Here is a 23,495-nt window from a genome sequence, read left to right as displayed (position 1 = left end):
CCGTTCGCCTTATATGGGTCAGCGTATCAGATGCAGGTGCAAACCTTTGGTTTCACCGGTTCCGGTTTCAAGGCGCGCAGCGCGCACGCCTTTTTCGACCAAAGCCTGGCGCCAGGCTTCGGCGTGGGTGCCGGTCAAGCTGACGCGCAGGGTGGTATCGAGGTTCAAGCCACGGGAGATCAGGGTCAACCAGGTGTCGTCAGGCTCGGCGCCCAGCGCTGGGAAATCCAGTTCGCCGGTGCTTTTCAATTCGCGCAAGAGGGTCGCGGAGGTGGGCAGCAGGTCGCCCAGCGGTGCGCTGGCGTCCAGTTGTTCCACATGCAGATAGGCACGGCGGTTGCCTCGGGTGATGCCGTACAACGCCACCAAGGAATTGTCCTGCGGTGCGGCCAGACGCAACAGCAGGTATTCCTGCTGGCCATCGGCGCCGACCAGCTTGGCGTTGCCGAACACCTCATTGGCCCACAGGCTGCTCTCGCCGCAATCGCGGGCCTTACACCAGAACAACAGCTGTGCACCCTTTGCCTGCAATGCTTCGCGGGTCGCGGTGAACGCGGCGCTGGAGCTGTGTTCAGCGGGCAGTTCATAGGTGATGGCGGTGGTTTGGCCCCGGGCGGTGGCCTGGCCTTCATAGCGCAGTTGGCCACTGATCTTGCGGATCGCACCCATGGGGTAGATGCGTTCTTTTTCTTCGGCGGGACGGTAATCGACAATTTGTGTGTCGACCTGTCGGGCCACGGTGGGCAGGTCCTGGCTGCCCGGCAGGTCGGCGGCGAATACCATTGGGCTGAGCAGGCTCAGCCCCAGGATACGGATACATCCGTTACGCACGCTCATAAGCTCAAAAAGCCCTGGCCATTGGAGGTCGTAGCGGTGTTGAAAACATTCATGGTTGACTCCCTTTCAATCCGCCCAGCCTCGGCAGTTGACCGCCCCAAGTCAAGGCGCGGAGAAGAACCGATTGAAACAGTCTGCAACAAGGACTGCGCCGGGCTCATCATTCAGGTGCAAATGATGGCCGCCTGGCAGCGTGGTTACCGCAAAGGGCAGCTGGGAAAGCAAGTCAGGATGTTTCGCCAACATACCGTCGGCGGCAACCACCAACTGCGTAGGGCAACCCACTCGCCGCACGAAGGCCATTGCCTGCTCATCGGTCAGACGCATCGGCGAAGCCAGGGTGAGACGACTGTCCGTACGCCAGGTGTAACCACCCGGAACCGGCATCAAACCGCGCTGGGCCAGTAGCTCTGCGGCTTCACGGCTGACGGCGACCAAGCCTTTCATGCGCGCTTCGACCGCTAGATCCAGGGTGCTGTAGACCGGTTTGCGCTTGCCCTGCAGGTTCAATTGCGCCTGCAATGCCATGCCCAAACGTTCCGCAGCGTTCTCACCACTGGCGGTGGGTGGGATCACGCCGTCGATCAAACCCAAGTGCGTTACCCGCTCCGGCAACGCGCCGGCCAGTACCAGGGAAACGATGGCTCCCAGGGAGTGGCCAAGTAATGCAAAACGTTTCCAACCCAGTTGCTCGGCGACTTGCAGTACATCGTGGACGTAATCCCACAAGGCATATCCGGCACCCGTAGGACGATGCGCGGAATGCCCATGGCCCGCCATGTCCAGGGCCACGATACGCAACCCTGAAAGCTTGGGCGCCAGACGCGCAAAGCTGTTGGCATTGTCCAGCCAGCCATGTAGGGCAATCACTGGCAAGCCATCCTCGGGGCCAAATAGATGGGCCGCCAATTCGATATGAGGCAGGCTCAGGCGCACTTCTTCGACCGGCGTGCTCATGCGCAACTGCGCTCACGGGCTTCCCAGCGAGTGAACAGGGTTTTGATCAAGGTCGCGGTGTCCTGAGGGCGTTCGAGTGGGAACATATGGCCACCGGGCATGGTGAGCATTTCACCCATGGGCAGACGGTCGACCCCGCTGGCGTGGTGACGCATCACTACCCGGCTCTGGCGGCCGCGCACCACTGCCAGCGGCACCTTCAGCTGGCGCACCTGGCCGGGGCTGGTGTGGGGTACGCCACGGTAGATGCTGATTTCGGTGGCTGGGTCGAAGCGCAGGCGCAGGCGATCACCCGCTTGGTAAAGCCCATGTTGCAAGTACGCGTCGAAACATTCCGGGTCGAAGCCACGGAACAGGGTCTTGCCAGCGAAGTAACTACGCGCGGCGTCGATGTCGCTGAACTCTTCACGACGGCCCAGCGTGCGGCCGGCCGGGGTCAGGCGATCGATAAAGCCGAAACGCTTGGCGGCGCGGATCACCCAGCGGTCCGCGCGGGTCAGCACTGGCGAATCGAGCATCACCACGCCGCGATAGAACTGTGGGCAACGCATGGCGGCGTGCAAATGCAACACACCGCCCAGAGAGTGGCCCACACCCCATACCGGCTCCGGCTGCTGCTCCAGATGGTGGATCAACTCGTCCACCAGATTCTGCCAGTTATCGTCCACCGGGAACCTGGGGTCGTGACCGTGCTGCGGCAGGTGAGCCACTGCGTACTCCGGCGCCAAGGCGGCAAACAGCTTGCCGTAGGTGGCCGAAGGGAAGCCATTGGCGTGAGCAAAAAACACGTGCTGCGACATACCGGACCCATCTACAAAAACAGAAAATTGATTGTCACCATGCCAGGGCAGCACAGCAATGACTGTAACTGCCAGGAATGATGACACTCACGCCACGCCTATCGTGCCGGCGGGTTCTCGCCCAGCGGAACCACGGCCATGGTCAGACGTGAAACGCAGCTGGCCTTGCCATCTTCCGTGGTCAGGCGGATATCCCACACCTGGGTGGTGCGCCCGATATGGATCGCCCTGGCCACCGCAGTCACTCGCCCACTGCGCACGCCACGCAGGTGATTGGCGTTGACCTCCAGGCCCACGCAATAGAACTTGCTGGCGTCGACGCACAGGTAAGCCGCCATAGAGCCAACGCTTTCGGCCAGCACCACCGAAGCGCCGCCGTGCAGCAGGCCGTAAGGTTGATGGGTGCGGTGATCAACCACCATGCTGGCGGTCAGGGATTCGTCGTCGAAGCTTTCAAAGCGAATATCCAGCAGTTCACCGATGGTGTTTTTCTGGATGGCGTTGAGTTGTTCGATATTCGGTTGGGTACGCCACAGGCTCATGCGGTTGTCCTTGTTGGTTTTATGATGACCCTAATCCTGCCACACAACCGCCTCGGAACGCTCGCTCCAGTCCTGAAACTGTGGACCGTAAGTCGATTCGATCACGTTGCGCTTGATCTTCAAGGTCGGGGTCAGAAAGCCGTTCTCCACCGCCCAGTTGTCCTTGACCACCACCAAACGGCGCAAACGCTCATGTTTATCCAGCGTCTGGTTGACCTGCTCCAGCCAGCGTTCGAGGCTGGCGCCAAGCGCTTGCCGGTCCTGGTCCTGCGCTGACAGCACACACAAACCGATTGGCGCGCCAAGGCCATCGCCCACCACGCAGACTTGTTCGATGCGCGCGTGCTCCGCCAGACGGTTCTCAATCGGCGCCGGAGCCACGTATTTGCCCTTGCTGGTCTTGAAGATTTCCTTGAGGCGTCCGGTCAGGCGCAGGTGACCGTCAGCGTCCTGCTCACCTTTATCGCCCGTGCGCAGGAAGCCGTCTTCGGTAAGGGTTTCAGCCGTTTTTCCAGGATCCTTGAAATAGCCGAGCATGGTCGCGCCGCTGCGCACCTGCACCTCACCCGACGCATCGATGCGCACTTCCACACCGGGGCACGGCAGGCCGATCCAGCCGATTGTCTGCTGGCCGGGACGACACACATGGGAATAGCCGCAGCTCTCGGTCATGCCATACACCTCCAGCACATCCAGGCCCAGGCGTTGATACCATCGCAGCAAGGCCTCGGGAACCGGCGCGGCACCGGACAACGCAATCCGCAGTGCATCCAATCCGAGGCCGGCGAGCACCTTGTGGCCTACGCGCTTGCCGATAAACGGCAGCCGCAGCAGGGTGCCCAGGCGTTTTTCCGGGATTTTGCTGTAAACACCCAGCTGGAATTTGGTCCAGATACGCGGCACACCAAACAGCGCTGTAGGCCTCGCCCTGCGCAAATCCGTCAGAAAGGTATCCAGGCTCTCGGCGAAAAATACCGTTTGCCCGGTGTAGATTGAGGCCATCTCTACAAACATCCGCTCAGCCACATGGCACAGCGGCAGGTACGACAGCAGCCTGTCCCCCTCCCCCAGGCCAAACAACTCAGTACCGTGTGTGGCGGCAAACCCCAGGGTGCCGAAGCTGTGCATCACGCCCTTGGGCAAGCCCGTGGTGCCAGACGTGTAGATGACAGTAGCCAGTTCAGAGGCAACGGGTGCGGGGCTGTCCTGGATCGGTGAGCAGGTTTGCAGGTCGGCCCACGTGAAGTCGAACTCGCCGGATGGGCACAGCGGCAGGCTGATGGTCGCAACACCGTCCGGAACGCCGGGGGCCATGGTAGGCCAATCATCGAGCTTGCCGACAAACACCAGCGCCGCCTCGGAATGAGTGAGTACGTGACCAACGGAATCGGCGGTGAGATTGGGGTAAAGAGGGACCGAAACATGCCCCGCCATCCAGATTGCCAGATCGGCGATGATCCAGTGGGCGCAGTTTTTCGAGATCAGGGCAATGTGCGAGCCCTGAGGAAGCTCCCTGGCACGCAGCCAGTGCGCAGCGCGACGAGCCTGTTGGCCAACGTCGCCCCAGGTGAGGGTCTGCACCTCGCCCCCGCCAACGGGTTGAACCAGATAAGCCTGGCGCGGGTGTCGCGCTTCACGTTCGAAGAAGAGTTGCAACGGCAAACGAACAGCGACGGGCATGGGACGCGCTCCTTTGTGGTCCGACCATAGCCAACCAAGCACTTGCTTGGTTGACTGTATAGCACACACAAAGCAGCGGTATTGCCTACGGGTTCTTCACACTTACCAGGCTCATCAGCCCGGCCAGCGGGAAGTCACCCTCCAATTCCGCCAGGCTGGCGGTGTACATCGGCTCTGGCTGGCGCTGATGGCCGTGCTGCAAAAAGCTGATCAAGCTGCCGACCAATGGCTGATGACTGACCAGCAGCACATTGTCATCCGTGTCGAGCTTTTCCAGCACCTGCAGTGGGTTGCCCTCCGGTGTCAGCCAAGGCACGGTGCGGACTTCTGGCTCGAACCCCAACACGTCGCGTACCAATTGCGCGGTTTGCTGCGCCCGCACATAGGGGCTGGCGATAATGGCGCTGAGCGGTTGGCCAATCAGATGCGCGGCACTGCGCAACACTTCGCCACGGCCATGCTCAGTAAGGTTACGTTCGGCGTCTGTGCGGGCATGCCCTTCTGCCTCGCCGTGGCGCAAAATCCATAGTTTCACAGTTTCGGCTCTTCATCGCGCACAGGGTGCGGCGCCGGCGGTACGCTGTGGGCGGCTTCGCCCTCGGGCGCGCGCGGGGTTGGCCAGTCGGCGAACGGCCAAGGCTTCTGCTCGCTATGAAAGCTGCCGAAACGGCCGATCTGCGCCAGGAACTGGCTGAGGCTGTCGCCAAAATTCATCAGGCCCAGGTTCGGCGCGCCGTAGATCAGTCGATAGATCAGTTGCACCACGACCAGCGCGCCGAGAATGAATTGCGCCACTTGCCACACCAGGGCAAACACCAGCATCCACAGGATGCGCAGGACAATGGATTCGTACTTGGGGGCTGCTTTCGGATCGTTCATGACGCGTTCCTCAGTTGAAACCACTGGTGGAAATAAAGTCGACATCGGTTTTCGGCTCGGCGCGCATCAGCAACTCGATAACCTGGTTCAAAGTGCGCCCTTCAAACAGGATCGCGTGCAACCCCGCGACCAGCGGCATGTACACGCCCACTTCCTGGGCCTTGGCTTTCAGCACCTTGAGGGTGTTGACGCCTTCGGCCACTTCACCCAGACGCGTCACCGCGTCTTCGAGGCTCAGCCCCTGGCCTAGGGCGAAACCCACCTGGTAGTTGCGACTTTTCGGCGACGAACACGTAACGATCAGGTCGCCGACGCCTGCAAGGCCGAGGAATGTCATCGGGTTGGCGCCTTGGTTCACCGCAAAGCGCGTCATTTCCGCCAGTGCGCGGGTGATCAGCATGCTCTTGGTGTTTTCGCCCATGCCCAGCGCCACTGCCATACCGGCGATGATGGCGTAGACGTTCTTGAGCGCACCGCCCAACTCGACGCCGAAACGATCACTACTGGCATACACGCGGAAAGTACGGCCATGCAGCACCGCCTGGACACGTTCGCACAGGGCTTCGTCTTCGCTGGCGACCACAGTGGCGGTCAGCGCGTGCTCGGCGACTTCCCGCGCGAGATTCGGCCCGGACAACACGCCAATACGCGCCTGGGGCGCGATTTCTTCAAGGATTTCGCTCATCAACTTGAAGGTTTGCGCCTCGATGCCCTTGGTCAGGCTGACCAGCATCTTGCCTGCCAGACGTTCGGCATGGGGCGCCAATACCGAGCGCAAGGCACTGGAGGGCAGCGCGACAAAGCACAGATCGCAGTCCGTCAGGGTAGCCAACAGATCGGTGACCGGCTCGACCGCCGGATGAATCTTGATGCCTTTGAGGTAACGAGGGTTTTCCCGATGCACGCGGATGGCCTCGGCCTGCTCAGGATCGCGCATCCACTGACGCACCGCGTGACCGTTCTCGGCCAGCAGGTTAGCCACGGCGGTACCAAAACTCCCGCCTCCCAGGACCGCAATAGGGCGCTGCTCAGTCATATGCAATCCGTTAATCCATACCAGTGGCGATGGCGGCATTATACGGAGCGACCCGCTTGCGGCCAGCCCCCGTTTCAATTCGTGCGTCTGTGGGAAAATGCCCTACTCGTGTGACGTAATTGCAAAGGCACTGACTGGCAAATACCCCAGCCTCAGTTAACATGGGCGGCTATCCGTCATTATCAAGGCCGTGTCGTGTATTTGGGCCCTTCTTCCCATTCGTCTCTACTTCTATTGCTGTTGTGCAGTACATCAGTGCTGGCTGACGATCTGTTCCTCGACAGCCAGCCGCTGCCGCAGGTATTGACCGCCACACGCCTCAAGCAATCGGCCGCCGCCGTACCCGGCAGCATGACCGTGATCGATAGCGAGCTGATCAAAGCCAGCGGCGCACGGGACATCAGCGAACTGCTACGCCTGGTGCCGGGAATGATGGTCGGCTACACCACCGGCAACCAGGCTGCAGTGAACTACCACGGCACCAGTGCCAACGATGCGCGGCGCATGCAGGTGTTGATCGACGGGCGTTCGGTATACCGCGCCGGCCTCGCCACGGTGGACTGGAGCGATATTCCTGTGGCCATGGAGGATATCGAGCGTATCGAAGTCTTCCGCGGCCCCAACACCGTCAGCTACGGCGCCAATGCGTTGATGGCGGTGGTCAATATCCTTACGCGGTCACCGGCTAACAGCCACGGCTCACGGGTAAAGGTGATTCGGGGCGAACGTGGGATCAACGACTTCTATGCCAGCCAGGGCGTGGGCTGGGAAACCGGTGATTTGCGCCTGTCCCTGTCCGGGCAGCAGGACGATGGCTTCGACAGCGATGCCGCCGGTGCTGATCGCCGCGACGGTCGCCGCCTCAACCGCTTCAGCCTGGCAATGAGCCAGACGTTGAACGCGCAGCAGAGCATCGACTGGCAACTTGATGCCAAGGAAGGCACCAATCAGCGTCCGTATACCTACACCCCAGTATTTGCCGGGATTACCGAAGGCGGTAACAACTCCGACGTCGCGGCCAAGGACTACGCCGGCTCCCTGCGCTGGAACATCGACTTAAATCCCGAGCACAGCCTGTATATCCAAGGCTCGGCCCAGCAGTGGAATCGCCAGCAAATTTGGAAGGCCTGCGACGCCAAGGTCTCGTTCAGCCCCGAGCTGACCCAGTTGTGGCAATTGAACCCAAATTACGCCGAACTGCTGGCCCGGCACATGGACACCTACAGCCAAGGCACCGCACCGCCGGGCAGTGCCGCCGAGCAAGCCCTGGCCAATCAGGTGCTGGACCAATGGCGTAACGGCGCGAACCAGAGTGTGTGCGGTGACATCGACCAGAGCACGCGCGAAAGCCGTTACGACCTAGAGATTCAAGACACCCTCAGCCTGTCCGACAGCCTGCGCCTGGTCAGCGGCATGAACTACCGCTACGACCGCGCCGATTCCGACACCTACTTCAACGGCACCCTGGACGACACCACTTGGCGCCTGTTCGGCCAGTTGGAATGGCGCGCCAGCGAGCATTGGCTGCTCCAAGGCGGCGCCATGTTCGAAGACACACAACTGAGTGGCCACTCACTCACGCCAAGAGTGGCGGTCAACTATTTGATCAACCCGCGCCACGGCCTGCGCGCGGTGTATTCCGAAGCCATCCGTTCACCGGACATGTTCGAGAACAACGTCAACTGGAGCTATCGCGTCACCAACCTCAGTTCCCCGGCCTACGGGCAGAACTCCGGGCAGTACTTCGTGAAGACCCGGGGCCCGGGCAATTTGGACAAGGAACTGATGCGCTCGCGGGAACTGGGATACAACGGGTTCTTTGCCGATCTCGGGCTGACCATGGACGTGAAACTGTTCTATGACGAAATCACCGACATGATCAGCTCGCCCCTGCGCAACAACCAGTACATCGCCAGCAACGCCAACAGTTCGCGGTTTACCGGGGCCGAGTCGCAATTCGATTGGCGGGTGAGCAGCGCCGATCGCCTGCGGCTGACCTATGCTTACGTCGACGCCGCCACCAGCAACCCTCTGGACAAAGCCCAGACGGCGCGCAACAGTGGCTCCGCCGGCTGGTTGCGCGAATGGGGCCGCGGCTGGTCCAGCGCGCTGTTCTACTATGGCGATGACGCACTCAACCAATATCGCTTCGAACGGGTCGACCTGCGGGTGGCCAAGCGCATTGCCCTGGGCAACGCCAACGTGGAGCTGGCCGGCATGCTGCAAGAACGCCTCGATAACCAGCCCACCACTTGGGCCGACAACACTTACGACCATCGCCACGTCCTCTACTTCAGCGCGGAGCTAGAGTTCTGACATGGGCGACTCGTCACGGATGACCCGCCTCTTTATCTATAAGTGCTGCCGACGCGCCGTGCTGCTGGCCTGCCTGTTGCTGGCGGCACCGGCGTGGAGCGCCGAAATCCTGCTGACCGCAGACGAAGACGGTGCAGGCGTGCAAGCCTTTGCCCGGGCCCTGGCCCAGCAACGCCCCGAAGACCACGTTACTTTCACCCCTCTCAAGGACTTGCCCGCGCCCAGCCGCTTGCCCTCCAGCACGCGCTTGATCCTGCTGGACCTGCCTGGTCTGGACTGGCGTCTGCAGGACCTACAAGGCCCGCCGACCCTGGTGATGCGCATCAGTCGGCTACAAGCCCACCAACGTCCGGAGGCCTCGCGGCACGCGCGGATCAGCCTGTTGTGGAGCGACCCACCGCTGGAACGCCAACTGCGCCTGATCACCAGCATCCTGCCCCAGGCGCAGCGCATCGGTGTGCTCTACAGCACCGAGAGCGAATTCCTGCTGCCCGAGCTACGCCGCTATGCAGAAGCGCTGGAGCTGATCATCGAACCTCAGCGCTGGGACAACACAAACGACAGCCGCCCACTGCAAAACCTGTTCAGGAGCAGCCACGTACTGCTGGGCCTCGACGACCCGCAACTGTACAACCCGAAGACCGTGAAAAACCTGCTGCTGAGCAGCTACGCCCAGCAATTACCGCTGGTGGGCCCGAATGCCGGGTTTGTGCGCGCCGGCAGCCTGGCCAGCACCTACAGCGACCAGACCGACTGGCTGGCGGTACTCGACCGCTTGCTGGACCAGCCGCCGGCCAGTTGGCCACGATCACTGTATCCAGAACATTTCAAAGTCTTGGGCAACCCGCAGGTCGCGCGCTCACTGGGCATTGAACAGGTGGACGAAGCCAGAGTCGCCGCCCGATTGGCAGAAGGAGAAAAACGCCCATGACCTTGCGTCGTCGTTGGGACATCAACACACGCACCCAGCTCATCACCCTGGGTCCGGCACTGTTGCTGACGTTGCTGCTGATCAGCTTTTTCACTTTCGTGCGTATCCAGGACCTGCGCCAGGAACTGGACCACACGGGCCAACTGATCGCCAACCAGCTCGCGCCCGCCACCGAATACGGCGTGATCTCAGGCAACAACGATGTGCTTGATAGCCTGCTGCGCGCGACATTGGCCACGCCCCATGTGCGCTTCCTGGAGATTCAGGACAGCAGCGAAAACATTCTGGTGTACGTCGAGCAGCCGTCGGAGAAACACGACCGCTCGCTGTCGGTGAAAGTCTTCCAGGCGCCGATCCGCCTGCAACATATCCAGCTGGGCAACGACTTTTTCGAGGACAACCTCAACGAATCCAAGGCGCCGCGCGCGGATTACCTGGGACGGGTGATTGTCGGCATGTCCAATGACGCCTTCAGCCAGCGCCAACAGGAGATTCTGTTCAAGGCGGGCATCCTGGCGTTGTTCGCCCTGCTGTTTACCTTCTTGCTCGCCAGGCGCCTGGCCGCCAGCCTGTCGCAACCGATCAGCGCCATGGGCAATGCCGTCAAGGCGATCCAGCAAGGCGACTACAAGACGCCACTGCCGATTGTGGATGATTCAGAGCTGGGCGACCTTTCGAGGCACATCAACAATCTGGCCGAAGGCCTCAACCAGGCCAGTCGTGAACAGCAGCAGGCCATGGCGCAACTGATCCAGACCCGTGAAGAAGCCGAGCGTGCCAACAATGCGAAGTCAGACTTCCTGGCGATGATGAGCCACGAACTGCGCACGCCGATGAACGGCGTACTGGGCATGCTGCAACTGCTGGAAACCACCGAGATGACCGAGGAGCAGACTGAATACGCGGCGCTGGCCTCCGAGTCCACCGAGCATCTGCTCAAAGTGATCAACGATATCCTCGACTTCTCGCGCATCGAACGCAAGGCCCTGGAGCTGGAACATATTTCGTTCAACCTGGCCGACCTGATCAACAGTTGCGCCCAGGCCTTCCAGCACAGCGCGCAGCAGCGTGGGCTGGTGCTCAAGCTGCCGATCCCGCCGGGTATGGATGCACTCCGAGTTCGGGGGGATCCGACGCGGATCCGCCAGATTCTGGTGAACCTGATCGGCAATGCCTTGAAGTTCACCGAGCACGGCAGCGTGAGCGTCGAACCCCATTGGCAAACCCTCGACCATGAGCTTGTGTGGTTCACCTGCACCGTGCGTGACAGTGGCATCGGAATTTCCACGGAACGCCTGGAATTGATGTTCGATGCGTTCCAGCAGGCCGACAGTTCCATTTCAAGACGTTACGGCGGCACCGGGCTGGGACTTCCCATCGCCCGCACCCTGGCCGAGCGCATGGGCGGCACCCTCCGCGCTCAGAGCGAAGAAGGCCGTGGCTCGGTGTTTACCCTGGAAATTCCACTGGCGCTGGATCAACAAAGCCTGCCCGCGGTGGCCCAGAATGCTGAGGGCAAGCACAGCGCTGGTGATGGCCGCCATGTGTTGCTGGTGGAGGACAATCCGGTCAACCGCACCGTGGTGGAAGCGATGCTGCGCAGCCTGGGGTTCGAAGTGAGCCTGGCCACTGACGGTGCCGAGGCGATCCGCAGTGCCGAGAGCCTAATTTTCACGGCGATCCTGATGGATTGCCGACTGCCGCTGATTGATGGCTACGAAGCCACCCGGCAGATTCGCCAGTTGCCAGGGTGTGCCGACCTGCCAATCATCGCTCTCACCGCCAACGCCTTACAGGGCGACCGCGAAGCCTGCCTGGCGGCGGGCATGAACGATTACCTGGCCAAGCCGTTCAAACGTACGGATTTACAGCAAATCCTGCAGCGTTGGGTGCAATAGCGGTGCGCCATCAACCAAGTCCGACTGGCGTGAAAGACGAAAGTGCGGCAGTCTTAGGCACCCGAACGGGCCCCTCAAACGGGCCCGGTTTAAAATTTCAGTGAACAAGTGTACATTCAGTGCCTAACGCTGTGACTTTCACTACAACGCAATAGTCTATGTGTAGGCTGCCGACATGAGGCATGAACGCTTCATTCGGTTCGGGAAGATTTGCCCTACCCTGCCGCATGGGATTATTGAGGAGCTCGCATGACCAAACAAAACGCCTTTACTCGGGAAGACCTGCTGCGCTGCAGTCGCGGTGAGCTGTTCGGCCCAGGTAACGCGCAACTGCCCGCCCCGAACATGCTGATGGTGGATCGCATCACCCATATCAGTGAAGAGGGTGGCAAGTACGGCAAAGGTGAATTGGTCGCCGAGCTGGATATCACCCCGGACCTGTGGTTCTTCGCCTGCCATTTCGAAGGCGACCCTGTGATGCCAGGTTGCCTGGGCCTCGACGCCATGTGGCAACTGGTCGGCTTCTTCCTGGGCTGGCAGGGTTTGCCAGGCCGCGGCCGCGCCCTGGGTTCGGGCGAAGTGAAGTTCTTTGGCCAGGTCCTGCCGACCGCCAAGAAAGTCACCTACAACATTCAGATCAAGCGCGTCCTCAAGGGTAAGCTGAACCTGGCCATCGCCGATGGTTCGGTGAGCGTCGACGGTCGCGAGATCTATACTGCCGAAGGCCTTCGGGTCGGCGTATTCACTTCCACTGACAACTTTTAAGGGTTATCCGCATGCGCCGCGTCGTTATCACTGGTCTGGGCATCGTTTCTTGCCTGGGCAATGACAAAGAGACCGTCACCGCTAACCTGCGTGCAAGTCGCCCTGGCATCCGCTTCAACCCGGAATATGCCGAAATGGGTCTGCGTAGCCAGGTTTCCGGCTCCATCGACCTGCCCCTCGAAGAACTGATCGATCGCAAGATCTATCGCTTCGTTGGCCACGCTGCCGCCTACGCCTATCTGGCCATGAAAGATGCCATCGCCGACTCCGGCCTGAGCGAAGACCAGGTATCGAACGTACGCACCGGCCTGATCGCCGGTTCGGGCGGCGCATCCACCCTGAACCAGATGGAAGCGCTGGACATCCTGCGCGAGAAAGGCGTGAAGCGCGTTGGCCCGTACCGTGTAACGCGGACCATGGGCAGCACCGTTTCGGCCTGCCTGGCCACACCGTTCGCCATCAAGGGCGTGAACTACTCGATCTCCTCCGCCTGCGCCACCAGTGCTCACTGCATCGGTACTGCGGTAGAGCAGATCCAGCTGGGCAAGCAGGACATCGTGTTCGCCGGCGGCGGTGAAGAAGAACATTGGAGCCAGTCGTTCCTGTTCGACGCCATGGGCGCGCTGTCCACCCAGTACAACGAAACCCCGGAAAAGGCCTCCCGCGCCTACGACGCCAAGCGTGACGGCTTCGTCATCGCCGGCGGTGGCGGCATGGTGGTGGTCGAGGAGCTGGAACACGCTCTGGCCCGTGGTGCCAAGATCTACGCGGAAATCGTTGGCTACGGCGCGACGTCCGACGGCTACGACATGGTTGCCCCGAGCGGTGAAGGCGCTATCCGCTGCATGCAGATGGCCATGTCCACTGTAGATACCCCAATCGACTACCTGAACACCCACGGCACCTCGACTCCGGTCGGCGACGCCAAGGAAATGGAAGGTGTACGTGCGGTATTCGGCGACAAGGCTCCGGCCATCAGCTCCACCAAGAGCCTGTCGGGTCACTCCTTGGGCGCCGCTGGCGTTCACGAAGCGATCTACTGCCTGCTGATGATGGAAGGCAACTTCATGGCCGGTTCGGCCAACATCGACGAGATCGACCCGGTCGTCGCCGATATGCCGATCCTGACCAAGACCGTTGAAAACGCCAAGATCGACACAGTGATGAGCAACAGCTTCGGCTTCGGTGGCACTAACGCCACCTTGGTACTGAAGCGCTGGCAGGGTAAGTAAGACCTGTAGCTTGATCCACTGAAAAAGCCCCGACTGGTTCGGGGCTTTTTTATGGAAGACTGGAGTTGACCGGGTATACATCCGTTACTTGAACAACGGACATACACCCAACCTGCGCACTACACCGAAAACCGCGCCACCATCGAATTCAAATCCACCGCCAACCGCGACAACTCCTGACTCGCCGCACTGGTCTGATTAGCTCCGGCGGACGTCTGATGCGCCAGGTCGCGGATATTCATCAAGTTGCGATCCACCTCCCTCGCCACCGCCGCCTGCTGTTCAGACGCACTGGCAATCACCAGGTTGCGCTCATTGATCAGCGTGAACGCCGATGCAATTGCCTCCAGCGCCGTCCCCGCCGACTTGGCGATGTCCAAGGTGGAACGCGCCCGGATGTTGCTCTGCTGCATTGAACTGACGGCTTGCTCCGTGCCTTGCTGAATCCCACCGATCATCTGCTCGATTTCCTGCGTCGACTGCTGAGTGCGATGAGCCAACGCGCGCACCTCGTCGGCGACCACCGCAAAGCCGCGCCCCGCATCACCTGCCCGCGCAGCCTCAATGGCAGCATTCAGCGCCAACAGATTGGTCTGCTCGGCAATCGAACGAATCACATCCAGCACCTTGCTAATGCCATAGACCTTCTGAGCCAAGTCCTCGACCTGGGTCGCATTGGCGGTCACATCCGAGGCCAGCGCCTCAATCGACACTACCGTTTGATGCACCTGCTCACGCCCTTGCTGGGCGATACGGTCAGACTCGCGAGATGCCTGTGACGTGGCCACCGCATTGCTTGCCACCTCCTCCACCGCGGCCGTCATCTGGTTGACCGCCGTTGCGGCCTGTTCGATTTCCTGGCTTTGCTGGTGCAAACCACGGGTGGCATCCTCGGTGACGCAGCTGAGCTCCTCGGACGCCGACGCAAGTTGGCTCGAAGACTCCGAGATACGCCGGATGGTGTCACGCAAGGTGTCCTGCATCCCCTTGAGCGCCCGCTGCAAGCGCGCGGGTTCATCCTTGCCACTCAGTATGATTTCCCCAGTCAGATCGCCGCTGGCAACGTTCTGGGCAACTTTGAGCGACTGAGCCAGTGGCAACACGATACTGCGGGTCAGCCAGACCGCCAGGCCGATGGTGACCAGCGCGGCCAGGGCAACCATGGCGATCACCCAAGTTCGCGACTGGCTGAATACATGCTGTGCCTGCTTTGCCGCTTCGTTGGCACTGACCTTGTTTAGATTAACCAGGGATCGCAAGGTCAGTGCCATTTCGTCAGCCAACTGATTCATCTCACCGTTGACCACCTGAATCGCTTCCTCCAGCCGGTTAGCCTTGGACAGCGCCACCACCTGCTCCTGGCGCTGCAGGTAGCGCTGCTCCTCGACCTTGAGTCGATCAAACAACACACGCTCCTCGGGCAATACGATCAACGCTTCGTACAGCCCTTCGGCGTTATGCAGCGCGGCTTTGATCTCGGTGATTTTCTGCTCGTTCTGCGCCACGGCCTGGGGATCGCGGGTGACCAGCAAGCGCAAGGTCAGCGCGCGAATACGCAACACGTCCTGGCTCATCTCCCCCACTGCCATCACGCTGGGCAGCCAGTTGTTTTCCACCTGATCCGACTGCTGGCGCATGTTGGCCATCTGCAGCAGCGCAAAGCCGCCCAGAGCAAACACCATCACCGCCAGCACGCCAAAGCCCAAACCGGCGCGCGGGGCAATATTCAAACTACGGATATTCATTGCCTGGATCCTTCCAAAAGCGCTGCATTCACCTGCAGCCGGTCTCCTGGAAGTTATCGGCGCTCTACTGTATTTGCGTAAGACGAAAACGCGATATCAACGTGCGCCACCATCGCGAGGTGGTTTAGGCAGAATGGCCAGGAAGTTATCCCGTGCAACCTTGTGGGCGACGTCTTCGGGCAATGCATCGAGGAAGGGATCAAAGCGGCGCATTTCCTTACCCAGCTTATTGAAACGCCCTACGACGTCCGAGCCCAGCATAAAACGCTCCGGGAAGCGCTCCACCAGCTTTACCCACTCCGGCCGAGGCTGACCCGCATCGTCCAGCAAATACGGCGTGAGCATGCTCCAGGACAGGTCGATATACAGATTGGGATAGGCCTCCAGCATCCGGCTTAACGTGGGCAGCAGGAAGTCCATCTGGACCTGATGACGGTGAATTTCCTTGCTGGTACCGGCATGGGCCCAGATAAAACGGGTGTGCGGGTGGTTGCGCAACGGCTCTTCGATCTCAGCCAAATACAGCGGGTTACGCTCGCGCTTGGAGGTGATGTTCGAGTGCAGCATTACCGGCAGGTCGTTTTCGGCGGCCAGGTGGTATATCCGCGTCATTGCCTCGTTATTGGCACGCGGGGTATCGCCTGAGGTGAGCGCGGTGAGGTCATCGTGACGGGTGAACACCTCTCCAATGCCCTGCCAGAGCCCTGGATTAAGGTCGAGCATGCGTTGGATATGGGCGGCAGAGTTCTTGTCGTTGGGATTGAAGCCGCTTAGAAACGGATGAAAATGCTGGCGCTGTTCTGGGGTGAGCTTGTTCACGGCCGCAGCGACGATGACGTCAGTGGCGCTGTACCAATAGGCATCGGCGTCATCACCGGCGTAGTAGCGCGGGCGTTTGGGCTCGTCTTCGTGCCATTTCTTCGCAACGGGAATGCCGGAAATCATCACATGCTCGATGCGATTCTCGGCCATGGCCTTGAGCAATTTATCCATGCCGGCAGTTTCCTGGAAAAAATCCACGTAATGCAGGTGGGCGTCGCTGTAGGCATACTCACGCGCCTGCACAGCGAGACTACCGGCGGCGAGCAACAGGGCAAGACTCAGGCGGATCCAGGGCACGGTACAACCTCAATGGGGGCCAATACGGGTAGACCTTGTGCCCTGTGCCGAGGTTCATCGTGGAAAAACGCGGAACACTGAAGTGCCAGCATGCTCTATAACTGCATGACCTTCATCCTGCCACCCTGTGAGGTTTGCCATGCCTGTTACCGTGAACACATTGAACGCTGAAAACTTCCGCCACAGCGTCAACATCAACAACCACGAGCTGTTCACCGACCTGCCCAAGAGCCTGGGTGGCGACGACTCGGCGCCCTCCCCCCACGATTACTTCGATGCCGCGCTGGCGTCGTGCAAGGCCTTGACCGTCAGGCTCTATGCCCAGAAGAAAGATATCCCGCTGACCGGCGTGACCGTGGAAGTCACCCACGACGCCGCCGAAGAGCCAAAAGGCAAATACACACTCAACGTCAAATTGACCCTCAAGGGCGTACTCACGGACGCGCAGCGCGATGAACTGCATCGCGTGGCGGACAAGTGCCCGGTGCACAAGCTGATGACCACTGCCGAAATCAATATCGAGACCCAGCTGTCCGAAGGCGCATTCAGCCAATAGCGGCAACCTCTCGTCGAGCGGGTTATGCTTAATTACACCTAACCCGCTCAGACTGGGACGCACCATGACCACCCTCACCGTGATCCGCCCTCGCCCCGAAGACGTCGAAGGCCAGCCGATCCTGCGCCCCTTGCCCTCACGGGAATGCCGTAGCGTCGGGCCCTTTGTGTTCTTTGATCACATGTTGCCCACCCAGTACCCAGCGGGCAGCGGCATGAATATCCGTCAGCATCCGCATATCGGCCTATCCACTCTCACCTATCTGTTCGACGGTGCACTGCAGCATAAGGACAGCTTGGGTTCTGACCAGGAGGTGCAAGCGGGTGATGTCAGCTGGATGACTGCCGGCAGCGCGATTGCCCATGTGGAGCGCACACCCGAGGCACTCAAGGCCAGTGGCTTCAGCCTGCATGGGTTGCAAGTGTGGCTTGCGTCACCCAAGGATCATGAAACCGGGCCCGGCCATTACAGCCACCACCCGGCGGCGAGCCTGCCGATCAGCGACAACTTGGGCGTGCAGATTCGCATGATCGCCGGCAATGGGTTTTGCCTGAAATCGCCAGTGCCAGTGCTGTCGCCCACGCTGTATGCCGAGGTGCGGATGCAGACGGCCACTACCCTGCTGATCCCTGACGAGCATGAGCAACGGGCGGTGTACGTGCTGGAGGGTGAAGCACAGTTGGAGGGCGAGGCGCTTGAGGTGCAGAGTCTGGTGGTCTTGCCGGCCGGACAGGAGATGACGCTGTGCGCCGGGAGCGATTGCCACCTGGTGGTGTTTGGCGGTGCACCGCTGGATGGGCCACGGCGGATCAATTGGAATTTTGTCGCGAGCGATCCGTTGAAGATCGAGCAGGCCAGGCAGCGCTGGGCCGCTGGGGATTGGCCGACGGTGCCAGGTGAAACTGAAAGAATTGAGTTGCCCCTGAGATAGCAAACGGGGGCAAGTCGAATCTTCGCACCGCCCCTCCCACACTTGATCGGATTCACACGGTCAACATGTGGGAGGGACTTGCCCTCGGTGAGGCCGGAACAAACGCTTAAGCGTTAGCCCTTGAACACTTCATCCAACAAGTTATGCATCGACTGGAAGGCCCGTGCTGCGGTCTTCGCGTCGTACATCATCTTGCCCGGCACATTGGCCTCCGGGTCAGTGAAGGAATGCACCGCACCGCCGTAGCTCAGCAATTGCCAGTCCACGCCGGCCGCGTTCATTTCATCTTCGAACGCCGGCAGTTGCTCTTTTGGCACCAACGGGTCGGAAGCACCGTGCAGCACCAGCACCGAGCCCTTGATGTTCTTCGCGTCCGCCGGATTCGGCGTGTCGAGGGTGCCGTGGAAGGACACCGCAGCCTTCAACGGCGCGCCGGTACGTGCCAGCTCCAGGGAGCAGCAACCGCCAAAGCAGAAACCAAAGGTCGCCAGCTTCGAGGTATCCACTGCGGCTTCAGTCTGACCTTGCAACTGTTCAAAGGCCGCCTGCATGCGCTTGTTCAGCAACGGGCGATCATACTTCAACGGCATCATCGCGGCACCGGCTTCGTCGCCATTCGACGGGCGCACACTTTGCCCGTACAAGTCGGCAATCAGCACCACATAACCTTTGCCGGCAACGGCCTTGGCGATTTCTTCGGCACCCGCACTCACACCCATCCAGTTCGGCGCCATCAACAAGCCCGGCAACGGACCCTGGTGGCTGGCATCGAATGCCAGGCGGCTCTCATAAGGCTGGCCATCAATCTGATAGACCACGGAACGCACAGTGACTTGGCTCATCATTTACTCCAGTTGAGGTGCAGTAGAACGAAAAAACCCGCCGAAGCGGGTTTTTCTACAACGGGGTCAAACCGACAGTTCAACCAACAGCTTGTTCAGGCGGCGCACATACGCGGCCGGATCCTTGAGGCTGTCGCCAGCGGCCAGGGCCGCCTGATCGAAGAGGATGTGCGACAGGTCGCCAAACCGCTCTTCGCTCTGCTCGCCGTCGAGTTTCTCGATCAGCGGGTGAGCCGGGTTGAATTCGAAGATCGGCTTGGAATCCGGAACCTTCTGGCCGCTGGCTTCGAGAATCTGGCGCATCTGCATGCCCAGGTCCTGCTCGCCGATGGCCAGGATCGCCGGGGAGTCGGTCAGGCGGTGGGAAACCCGCACTTCGCTGACCGCATCGCCGAGGGCCGTCTTGATCCGCTCAACCAGGCCTTCTTTGGCCTTGGCGACTTCTTCGGCTTCCTTCTTCTCTTCTTCGGAGTCCAGGTTACCCAGGTCCAGGTCACCACGGGCAACGTCGACAAAGGTCTTTCCGTCGAATTCGCTGAGGTAGCTCATCAGCCACTCATCGATACGGTCGGTCAGCAGCAGCACTTCGATGCCTTTCTTACGGAAGACTTCCAGGTGCGGGCTGTTCTTGACCTGAGCGTAGGTTTCGCCGGTCAGGTAGTAGATCTTGTCCTGACCTTCCTTGGCGCGTGCCAGGTACTCGGCCAGGGACACCACCTGCTCGCCATCTTCGCCCTGAGTCGAGGCAAAACGCAGCAGGCCGGCGATTTTTTCCTTGTTGGCGAAATCTTCCGCCGGGCCTTCTTTCATGACCTGACCGAAGTTTTTCCAGAAGCCTTTGTATTGCTCAGGCTCGTTCTTCGCCAGTTTTTCCAGCATGTCGAGGACGCGCTTGGTCAACGCCGACTTCATGGAGTCGATGATCGGGTCTTTCTGCAGGATTTCCCGCGACACGTTCAGCGACAGGTCATTGGAGTCGACCACGCCTTTGATGAAGCGCAGGTACAGCGGCAGGAACGATTCCGCCTGGTCCATCACGAACACGCGCTGCACGTAGAGCTTCAGGCCTTTCGGCGCTTCACGCTGGTACAGGTCGAACGGAGCACGGGCCGGTACGTAGAGCAGCGAGCTGTATTCCAGCTTGCCTTCGACCTTATTGTGGCTCCAGCTCAGTGGGTTTTCGTAGTCGTGGGCGATGTGCTTGTAGAACTCCTGGTATTCCTCGTCCTTCACTTCAGTGCGAGGACGGGTCCACAGGGCGCTGGCACGGTTGACCACTTCCCATTCCTGGGCAGGCGCTTCTTCGCCTTCGGCGGCAGCCTGCTCTTTCGGCAACTCGATTGGCAGAGCGATGTGGTCGGAGTATTTCTTGATAATATTGCGCAGGCGGTAGCCGTCAGCGAACTCATCTTCAGCGGATTTCAGGTGCAGCACGATGCGGGTGCCACGGTCGGCTTTATCGATGGTGGCGATTTCAAACTCGCCCTCACCTTTGGAGGACCAATGCACGCCTTGGCTGGCGTCAAGGCCGGCGCGGCGGCTGAACACTTCAACCTTGTCGGCAACGATGAAGGCCGAGTAGAAGCCCACACCGAATTGGCCGATCAGGTGCGAATCTTTCTTCTGGTCACCGGACAGGTTCTTCATGAAATCAGCGGTGCCGGATTTGGCGATGGTACCCAGGTGGGTGATCGCATCGTCACGGCTCATGCCGATACCGTTGTCTTCGAGGGTGACGGTCTTGGCGTCTTTATCGAAGCTCACACGGATTTTCAGTTCGGCGCCACCTTCCAGCAACTCAGGCTTGGACAGGGCTTCGAAACGTAATTTGTCGACAGCGTCAGAGGCGTTCGAGATCAATTCGCGAAGGAAAATTTCCTTGTTGGAATACAGCGAATGGATCATGAGGTGCAGCAGTTGCTTCACCTCGGTCTGGAAGCCCAGGGTTTCCTTTTGAGTTTCCACACTCATGGTCATCAAACTCCAATTGGATGGCAGTGGCCGTACCCTTGAGGGTTGGCGGCGGGTTGTCATCAAAGTTGGGGGCTAAGGCCAGGATTTCAAGGGCGAGTCGTTTCCTCAATTTTGAAATGCGCACGGGCGGTGGCAATAGGTTCTGCCGGGGTGCTCTGCCAGGCGGTAATTGCCACGTTCGCGACCCGTCGGCCCTGGCGCCAGACCTGGCATTTGGCATAAGTGTCGCGGAACTGGCCTGCACGCAGGTAATCCAGGGAGAAATCGATGATTTTCGGCAAGCCCGGCGCACCGGTAAATACCAGCAGGTGCAACGCCGCCGACAGCTCCATAAAGCCGGCAATCACCCCGCCGTGCAGCGCCGGCAATATGGGGTTACCAATGTTGTCTTTGTTGGCGGGCAGGCGAAACAGCAATTCATCGCCCAGGCGTGTGCATTCGATGCCGATCAGCTTGGCGTAAGGAATCAACTCCAGCAGCGCCTCATAGTTGCCGAGTTCGTGGGCCTGTTCCAGGCGCGTCTTGAATCGATGCGTCATGCCTGTTCTCCCTTGATTGTGCTGCCAAGTCCTTGGGCGCCCTTGAGCCGCTTGCCCATGCGCATGAACGTGCCAACCACATGGGCAATGGGCTGCTGCGGGTCATCCTGATAGGCAACGCCACGGGTAAAGATCACGTCAGTCGTCACCCGGTAACATTGGGCGAAGCCATAAACCGGCTTGTGGGGTTCGGCGGTGTGCATGTAGTCGACGCGCAGGTCGAGGGTCGGGCACACCTCGAACTCTGGCAATACACACAAGGTGGCCATGCCACAGGCGGTGTCCATCAGCGAAGTCAGCGCACCGCCATGGATCACCCCGGTGCGAGGGTCGCCGACGATGGAGGGGCCGTAGGGCAGGACCAAGGTCATACCTTCCAGGTTGGCGGCATGCACGGTAATCCCCAGCACCTGGCAATGGCGCAGGGCCGAAACAAAGCGCGTCGCACGCTCTAACAGTGGGTTTTCGGTCATTCGGTCTAGACTCTTATTAGCGTTAATCCGCGGAGTAGGCAGTGCGGTTGAAAGTTCCTTGGGGTGCGCTGTTTATATATCTGCGCAATAAAAGGAACTAATGCTGAACCCTCAGGCTCGAAAGGCCAGTAGATATCTTCAATAAGGAGAAACACCCAATGCGCAAGACTTTAGCTATTTCCATGATGCTCGCCGCTGCCCTCGGTCTCGCTGCCTGCGACAAAAAATCCGAAGACAAAGCCCAAGACGCTGCCGCGCACTCTGAGCAAGCTCAGAAAGATATGGCGAAGGCTCAGGATAAAGTGAACGACGCTGCGAAAGAAAACGCCGATGCTGCCAAAGCTCAGGCTGAATCGAACGAAGCCGCCGCAAAAGAAGCAGCACCTGCTACTCCAGCCACCGGTTCTTGAGACCGCGGTTTGAAATAGCTTCGCTGCGATAAAGAAAGCCCGCTCAAATAGCGGGCTTTTCTTTGCCTGTGGTTTTTAATTTGAAGCGTTAACTCGCTGATGTGGACTAAGCCGACTCTTTGATCGCCTCGGGCACTGGCGTATCAGTCTGCGTATACACCATCACTTGCAGCACGTCGGAATGAAACTCTCGACGGTAAAGCACGACTACCACTCCCGCGCTCATCAACATGAATAACCATGGGCTGACAAACCACGCCAACATGGTCATGCCGAAGTAATAAGCGCGCAGACCAAAGTTAAACTGGTTGGCGGCCATGGAGATTACCCTTGCCGCCCGCAAGGCAAACGCCTTGCGCTCTTGCTCGGACACATGCCGCTCACCGATCATCGGCGCAGACCCCACCAACACCGCCGCAAAGTTGTACTGGCGCATACACCAGCTGAACGTGAAGAAGGCGTAGACGAACACCAATGCCAGGCACAACAACTTAATTTCCGACATGCCCTGGGACGCCTGCTGCACCATAGGAATGTCCGCTAGCAAGGACACGGCCCGCTCAGAGGCGCCAAGCACGGTGAGAATACCAGCGAGGATAATGAGGGTACTGGAGGCAAAGAACGAAGCATTGCGCTCCAGGTTGCCGATCACGCTGGCGTCGGCAATGCGGTTGTCGCGCAGCAGCATGCGACGCATCCAGTCCTCACGATACAAATGCAGCACACTGGCCAGGCACGCAGTGTCCCGAGCTTTCCAGGTCGCATAACGGGTGTAGCCGCCCCAACACAGAACGAACCAGAGGGCGGCAAGCAGGTGGATTTGATTGGTTTCGACGAACGACATGCGGGTCCTATATCAAGAAAGTTTTTGCAAACGTGGTCAACATTGGGGGAGAGGCTTTGATCCCGAATGCTTGATGACAGTCACTGCATCTGTTGAATGGCACAGTGCCGTCTGAGGCAAGCCCCCTCCTACATCGACCGCGCTCCAACTTTAGAAGGTCGTAGTCTACCAAGCATAAAAAATGCCCCG

Annotated in this window: 23 protein-coding genes; 8 read left to right on the top strand and 15 right to left on the bottom strand. The window is 59.9% G+C overall.

The features are described 5' to 3' along the window. Positions 1 to 18: 18 nt before the first annotated feature. The 8 genes from BW43_RS07890 to BW43_RS07925 form a co-directional block, all read right to left on the bottom strand. Positions 19 to 837, bottom strand: a complete 819-nt coding sequence (locus tag BW43_RS07890; RefSeq protein WP_032889207.1) for a DUF4892 domain-containing protein — start codon at positions 835 to 837, stop codon at positions 19 to 21. A gap of 102 nt (positions 838 to 939) precedes the next feature. Continuing rightward, positions 940 to 1,794 (bottom strand): alpha/beta hydrolase, encoded by an 855-nt coding sequence (locus BW43_RS07895; protein WP_032889206.1) that lies wholly within the window; start codon positions 1,792 to 1,794, stop codon positions 940 to 942. Next, positions 1,791 to 2,594, bottom strand: coding sequence for an alpha/beta fold hydrolase (locus BW43_RS07900; RefSeq protein ID WP_032889203.1), 804 nt, complete (start codon positions 2,592 to 2,594; stop codon positions 1,791 to 1,793). The genes BW43_RS07895 and BW43_RS07900 overlap by 4 nt, the downstream gene beginning before the upstream one ends. 98 nt (positions 2,595 to 2,692) lie before the next feature. Beyond that, entirely contained in the window at positions 2,693 to 3,136 is a 444-nt protein-coding gene (locus BW43_RS07905) for a hotdog fold thioesterase (RefSeq protein ID WP_032889200.1), read from the bottom strand. A 30-nt stretch (positions 3,137 to 3,166) separates the two neighbouring features. Continuing rightward, a complete protein-coding gene (locus tag BW43_RS07910; RefSeq protein WP_032889197.1) occupies positions 3,167 to 4,816 on the bottom strand; it encodes an AMP-binding protein in 1,650 nt (549 codons plus the stop codon). An 85-nt stretch (positions 4,817 to 4,901) separates the two neighbouring features. Then, the gene (gene sixA / locus BW43_RS07915) at positions 4,902 to 5,351 is read right to left on the bottom strand and encodes a phosphohistidine phosphatase SixA (RefSeq protein WP_032889194.1); all 450 of its coding nucleotides are present in this window, start codon (positions 5,349 to 5,351) and stop codon (positions 4,902 to 4,904) included. Beyond that, the gene (locus tag BW43_RS07920; protein WP_029292722.1) at positions 5,348 to 5,695 is read right to left on the bottom strand and encodes a DUF4389 domain-containing protein; all 348 of its coding nucleotides are present in this window, start codon (positions 5,693 to 5,695) and stop codon (positions 5,348 to 5,350) included. Before BW43_RS07920 ends, sixA begins: the two co-directional genes overlap by 4 nt. A 10-nt stretch (positions 5,696 to 5,705) precedes the next feature. Next, positions 5,706 to 6,731 carry an NAD(P)H-dependent glycerol-3-phosphate dehydrogenase gene (locus BW43_RS07925; protein ID WP_032889192.1) on the bottom strand — a complete coding sequence of 342 codons (1,026 nt, stop codon included), beginning with the start codon at positions 6,729 to 6,731 and terminating at the stop codon, positions 5,706 to 5,708. Between the two features lie 195 nt (positions 6,732 to 6,926). On the opposite strand from BW43_RS07925, the gene BW43_RS07930 reads away from it, so the two are divergent. From BW43_RS07930 to fabB, 5 genes are all read left to right on the top strand, one after another. Further along, a complete protein-coding gene (locus tag BW43_RS07930; RefSeq protein ID WP_050442855.1) occupies positions 6,927 to 9,047 on the top strand; it encodes a TonB-dependent siderophore receptor in 2,121 nt (706 codons plus the stop codon). A 1-nt stretch (position 9,048) separates the two neighbouring features. Continuing rightward, complete coding sequence (locus BW43_RS07935) at positions 9,049 to 9,978, top strand: ABC transporter substrate-binding protein (protein WP_032889186.1); 930 nt, start codon at positions 9,049 to 9,051, stop codon at positions 9,976 to 9,978. After that, positions 9,975 to 11,876, top strand: coding sequence for an ATP-binding protein (locus BW43_RS07940; protein WP_032889184.1), 1,902 nt, complete (start codon positions 9,975 to 9,977; stop codon positions 11,874 to 11,876). The genes BW43_RS07935 and BW43_RS07940 overlap by 4 nt, the downstream gene beginning before the upstream one ends. A gap of 249 nt (positions 11,877 to 12,125) precedes the next feature. Further along, the gene (gene fabA / locus BW43_RS07945) at positions 12,126 to 12,641 is read left to right on the top strand and encodes a 3-hydroxyacyl-[acyl-carrier-protein] dehydratase FabA (protein WP_010211704.1); all 516 of its coding nucleotides are present in this window, start codon (positions 12,126 to 12,128) and stop codon (positions 12,639 to 12,641) included. 11 nt (positions 12,642 to 12,652) lie between these two features. Beyond that, positions 12,653 to 13,873, top strand: coding sequence for a beta-ketoacyl-ACP synthase I (gene fabB, locus BW43_RS07950; protein WP_012723103.1), 1,221 nt, complete (start codon positions 12,653 to 12,655; stop codon positions 13,871 to 13,873). 119 nt (positions 13,874 to 13,992) lie between these two features. Here the strand turns inward: fabB and BW43_RS07955 are convergent, their stop codons facing one another. Together BW43_RS07955 and BW43_RS07960 are read right to left on the bottom strand one after the other, a co-directional pair. Beyond that, complete coding sequence (locus BW43_RS07955) at positions 13,993 to 15,618, bottom strand: methyl-accepting chemotaxis protein (protein WP_032889181.1); 1,626 nt, start codon at positions 15,616 to 15,618, stop codon at positions 13,993 to 13,995. 96 nt (positions 15,619 to 15,714) lie between these two features. Beyond that, positions 15,715 to 16,737: an amidohydrolase family protein gene (locus tag BW43_RS07960; protein ID WP_032889179.1), complete on the bottom strand. Its 1,023-nt coding sequence runs from the start codon at positions 16,735 to 16,737 to the stop codon at positions 15,715 to 15,717. A gap of 139 nt (positions 16,738 to 16,876) precedes the next feature. Here BW43_RS07960 and BW43_RS07965 point away from each other — a divergent pair, with 139 nt between their 5' ends. Both BW43_RS07965 and BW43_RS07970 read left to right on the top strand, forming a co-directional pair. Then, positions 16,877 to 17,293 carry an OsmC family protein gene (locus tag BW43_RS07965; RefSeq protein ID WP_032889177.1) on the top strand — a complete coding sequence of 139 codons (417 nt, stop codon included), beginning with the start codon at positions 16,877 to 16,879 and terminating at the stop codon, positions 17,291 to 17,293. 64 nt (positions 17,294 to 17,357) lie between these two features. Then, complete coding sequence (locus BW43_RS07970) at positions 17,358 to 18,224, top strand: pirin family protein (RefSeq protein WP_032889175.1); 867 nt, start codon at positions 17,358 to 17,360, stop codon at positions 18,222 to 18,224. A gap of 113 nt (positions 18,225 to 18,337) precedes the next feature. Here the strand turns inward: BW43_RS07970 and BW43_RS07975 are convergent, their stop codons facing one another. From BW43_RS07975 to BW43_RS07990, 4 genes are all read right to left on the bottom strand, one after another. After that, on the bottom strand, positions 18,338 to 19,066 hold the full coding sequence (locus tag BW43_RS07975; RefSeq protein ID WP_032889173.1) for a dienelactone hydrolase family protein: 729 nt from the start codon (positions 19,064 to 19,066) through the stop codon (positions 18,338 to 18,340). Between the two features lie 66 nt (positions 19,067 to 19,132). Beyond that, positions 19,133 to 21,037 (bottom strand): molecular chaperone HtpG, encoded by a 1,905-nt coding sequence (gene htpG / locus BW43_RS07980; protein WP_032889307.1) that lies wholly within the window; start codon positions 21,035 to 21,037, stop codon positions 19,133 to 19,135. An 89-nt stretch (positions 21,038 to 21,126) separates the two neighbouring features. Then, complete coding sequence (locus tag BW43_RS07985) at positions 21,127 to 21,579, bottom strand: PaaI family thioesterase (RefSeq protein WP_032889171.1); 453 nt, start codon at positions 21,577 to 21,579, stop codon at positions 21,127 to 21,129. Further along, the gene (locus tag BW43_RS07990; protein ID WP_032889169.1) at positions 21,576 to 22,052 is read right to left on the bottom strand and encodes a PaaI family thioesterase; all 477 of its coding nucleotides are present in this window, start codon (positions 22,050 to 22,052) and stop codon (positions 21,576 to 21,578) included. The genes BW43_RS07985 and BW43_RS07990 overlap by 4 nt, the downstream gene beginning before the upstream one ends. Positions 22,053 to 22,210: 158 nt before the next feature. Between BW43_RS07990 and BW43_RS07995 the strand changes: the two genes are divergently transcribed. After that, positions 22,211 to 22,462, top strand: coding sequence for a hypothetical protein (locus BW43_RS07995; protein WP_010211724.1), 252 nt, complete (start codon positions 22,211 to 22,213; stop codon positions 22,460 to 22,462). A 106-nt stretch (positions 22,463 to 22,568) separates the two neighbouring features. Here the strand turns inward: BW43_RS07995 and BW43_RS08000 are convergent, their stop codons facing one another. Continuing rightward, the gene (locus BW43_RS08000) at positions 22,569 to 23,306 is read right to left on the bottom strand and encodes a DUF599 domain-containing protein (RefSeq protein WP_032889167.1); all 738 of its coding nucleotides are present in this window, start codon (positions 23,304 to 23,306) and stop codon (positions 22,569 to 22,571) included. Positions 23,307 to 23,495: the final 189 nt, after the last annotated feature.

This window comes from Pseudomonas sp. RIT357 (assembly GCF_000632245.1).
GTDB lineage: Bacteria > Pseudomonadota > Gammaproteobacteria > Pseudomonadales > Pseudomonadaceae > Aquipseudomonas > Aquipseudomonas sivasensis.
The sequence above is the reverse complement of the archived record's forward strand: the minus strand, read 5'-3'. Positions and strand labels throughout refer to the sequence as shown.

Bases quoted from the DNA above. Each gene is read 5' to 3' on its own strand.
- BW43_RS07890 (WP_032889207.1), bottom strand. From the start codon at position 837: ATGAGCGTGCGTAACGGATGTATCCGTATCCTGGGGCTGAGCCTGCTC.
- BW43_RS07895 (WP_032889206.1), bottom strand. From the start codon at position 1,794: ATGAGCACGCCGGTCGAAGAAGTGCGCCTGAGCCTGCCTCATATCGAA.
- BW43_RS07900 (WP_032889203.1), bottom strand. From the start codon at position 2,594: ATGTCGCAGCACGTGTTTTTTGCTCACGCCAATGGCTTCCCTTCGGCC.
- BW43_RS07905 (WP_032889200.1), bottom strand. From the start codon at position 3,136: ATGAGCCTGTGGCGTACCCAACCGAATATCGAACAACTCAACGCCATC.
- BW43_RS07910 (WP_032889197.1), bottom strand. From the start codon at position 4,816: ATGCCCGTCGCTGTTCGTTTGCCGTTGCAACTCTTCTTCGAACGTGAA.
- BW43_RS07920 (WP_029292722.1), bottom strand. From the start codon at position 5,695: ATGAACGATCCGAAAGCAGCCCCCAAGTACGAATCCATTGTCCTGCGC.
- BW43_RS07925 (WP_032889192.1), bottom strand. From the start codon at position 6,731: ATGACTGAGCAGCGCCCTATTGCGGTCCTGGGAGGCGGGAGTTTTGGT.
- BW43_RS07935 (WP_032889186.1), top strand. From the start codon at position 9,049: ATGGGCGACTCGTCACGGATGACCCGCCTCTTTATCTATAAGTGCTGC.
- BW43_RS07940 (WP_032889184.1), top strand. From the start codon at position 9,975: ATGACCTTGCGTCGTCGTTGGGACATCAACACACGCACCCAGCTCATC.
- fabA (WP_010211704.1), top strand. From the start codon at position 12,126: ATGACCAAACAAAACGCCTTTACTCGGGAAGACCTGCTGCGCTGCAGT.
- fabB (WP_012723103.1), top strand. From the start codon at position 12,653: ATGCGCCGCGTCGTTATCACTGGTCTGGGCATCGTTTCTTGCCTGGGC.
- BW43_RS07955 (WP_032889181.1), bottom strand. From the start codon at position 15,618: ATGAATATCCGTAGTTTGAATATTGCCCCGCGCGCCGGTTTGGGCTTT.
- BW43_RS07965 (WP_032889177.1), top strand. From the start codon at position 16,877: ATGCCTGTTACCGTGAACACATTGAACGCTGAAAACTTCCGCCACAGC.
- BW43_RS07970 (WP_032889175.1), top strand. From the start codon at position 17,358: ATGACCACCCTCACCGTGATCCGCCCTCGCCCCGAAGACGTCGAAGGC.
- BW43_RS07975 (WP_032889173.1), bottom strand. From the start codon at position 19,066: ATGAGCCAAGTCACTGTGCGTTCCGTGGTCTATCAGATTGATGGCCAG.
- htpG (WP_032889307.1), bottom strand. From the start codon at position 21,037: ATGAGTGTGGAAACTCAAAAGGAAACCCTGGGCTTCCAGACCGAGGTG.
- BW43_RS07985 (WP_032889171.1), bottom strand. From the start codon at position 21,579: ATGACGCATCGATTCAAGACGCGCCTGGAACAGGCCCACGAACTCGGC.
- BW43_RS07990 (WP_032889169.1), bottom strand. From the start codon at position 22,052: ATGACCGAAAACCCACTGTTAGAGCGTGCGACGCGCTTTGTTTCGGCC.
- BW43_RS07995 (WP_010211724.1), top strand. From the start codon at position 22,211: ATGCGCAAGACTTTAGCTATTTCCATGATGCTCGCCGCTGCCCTCGGT.
- BW43_RS08000 (WP_032889167.1), bottom strand. From the start codon at position 23,306: ATGTCGTTCGTCGAAACCAATCAAATCCACCTGCTTGCCGCCCTCTGG.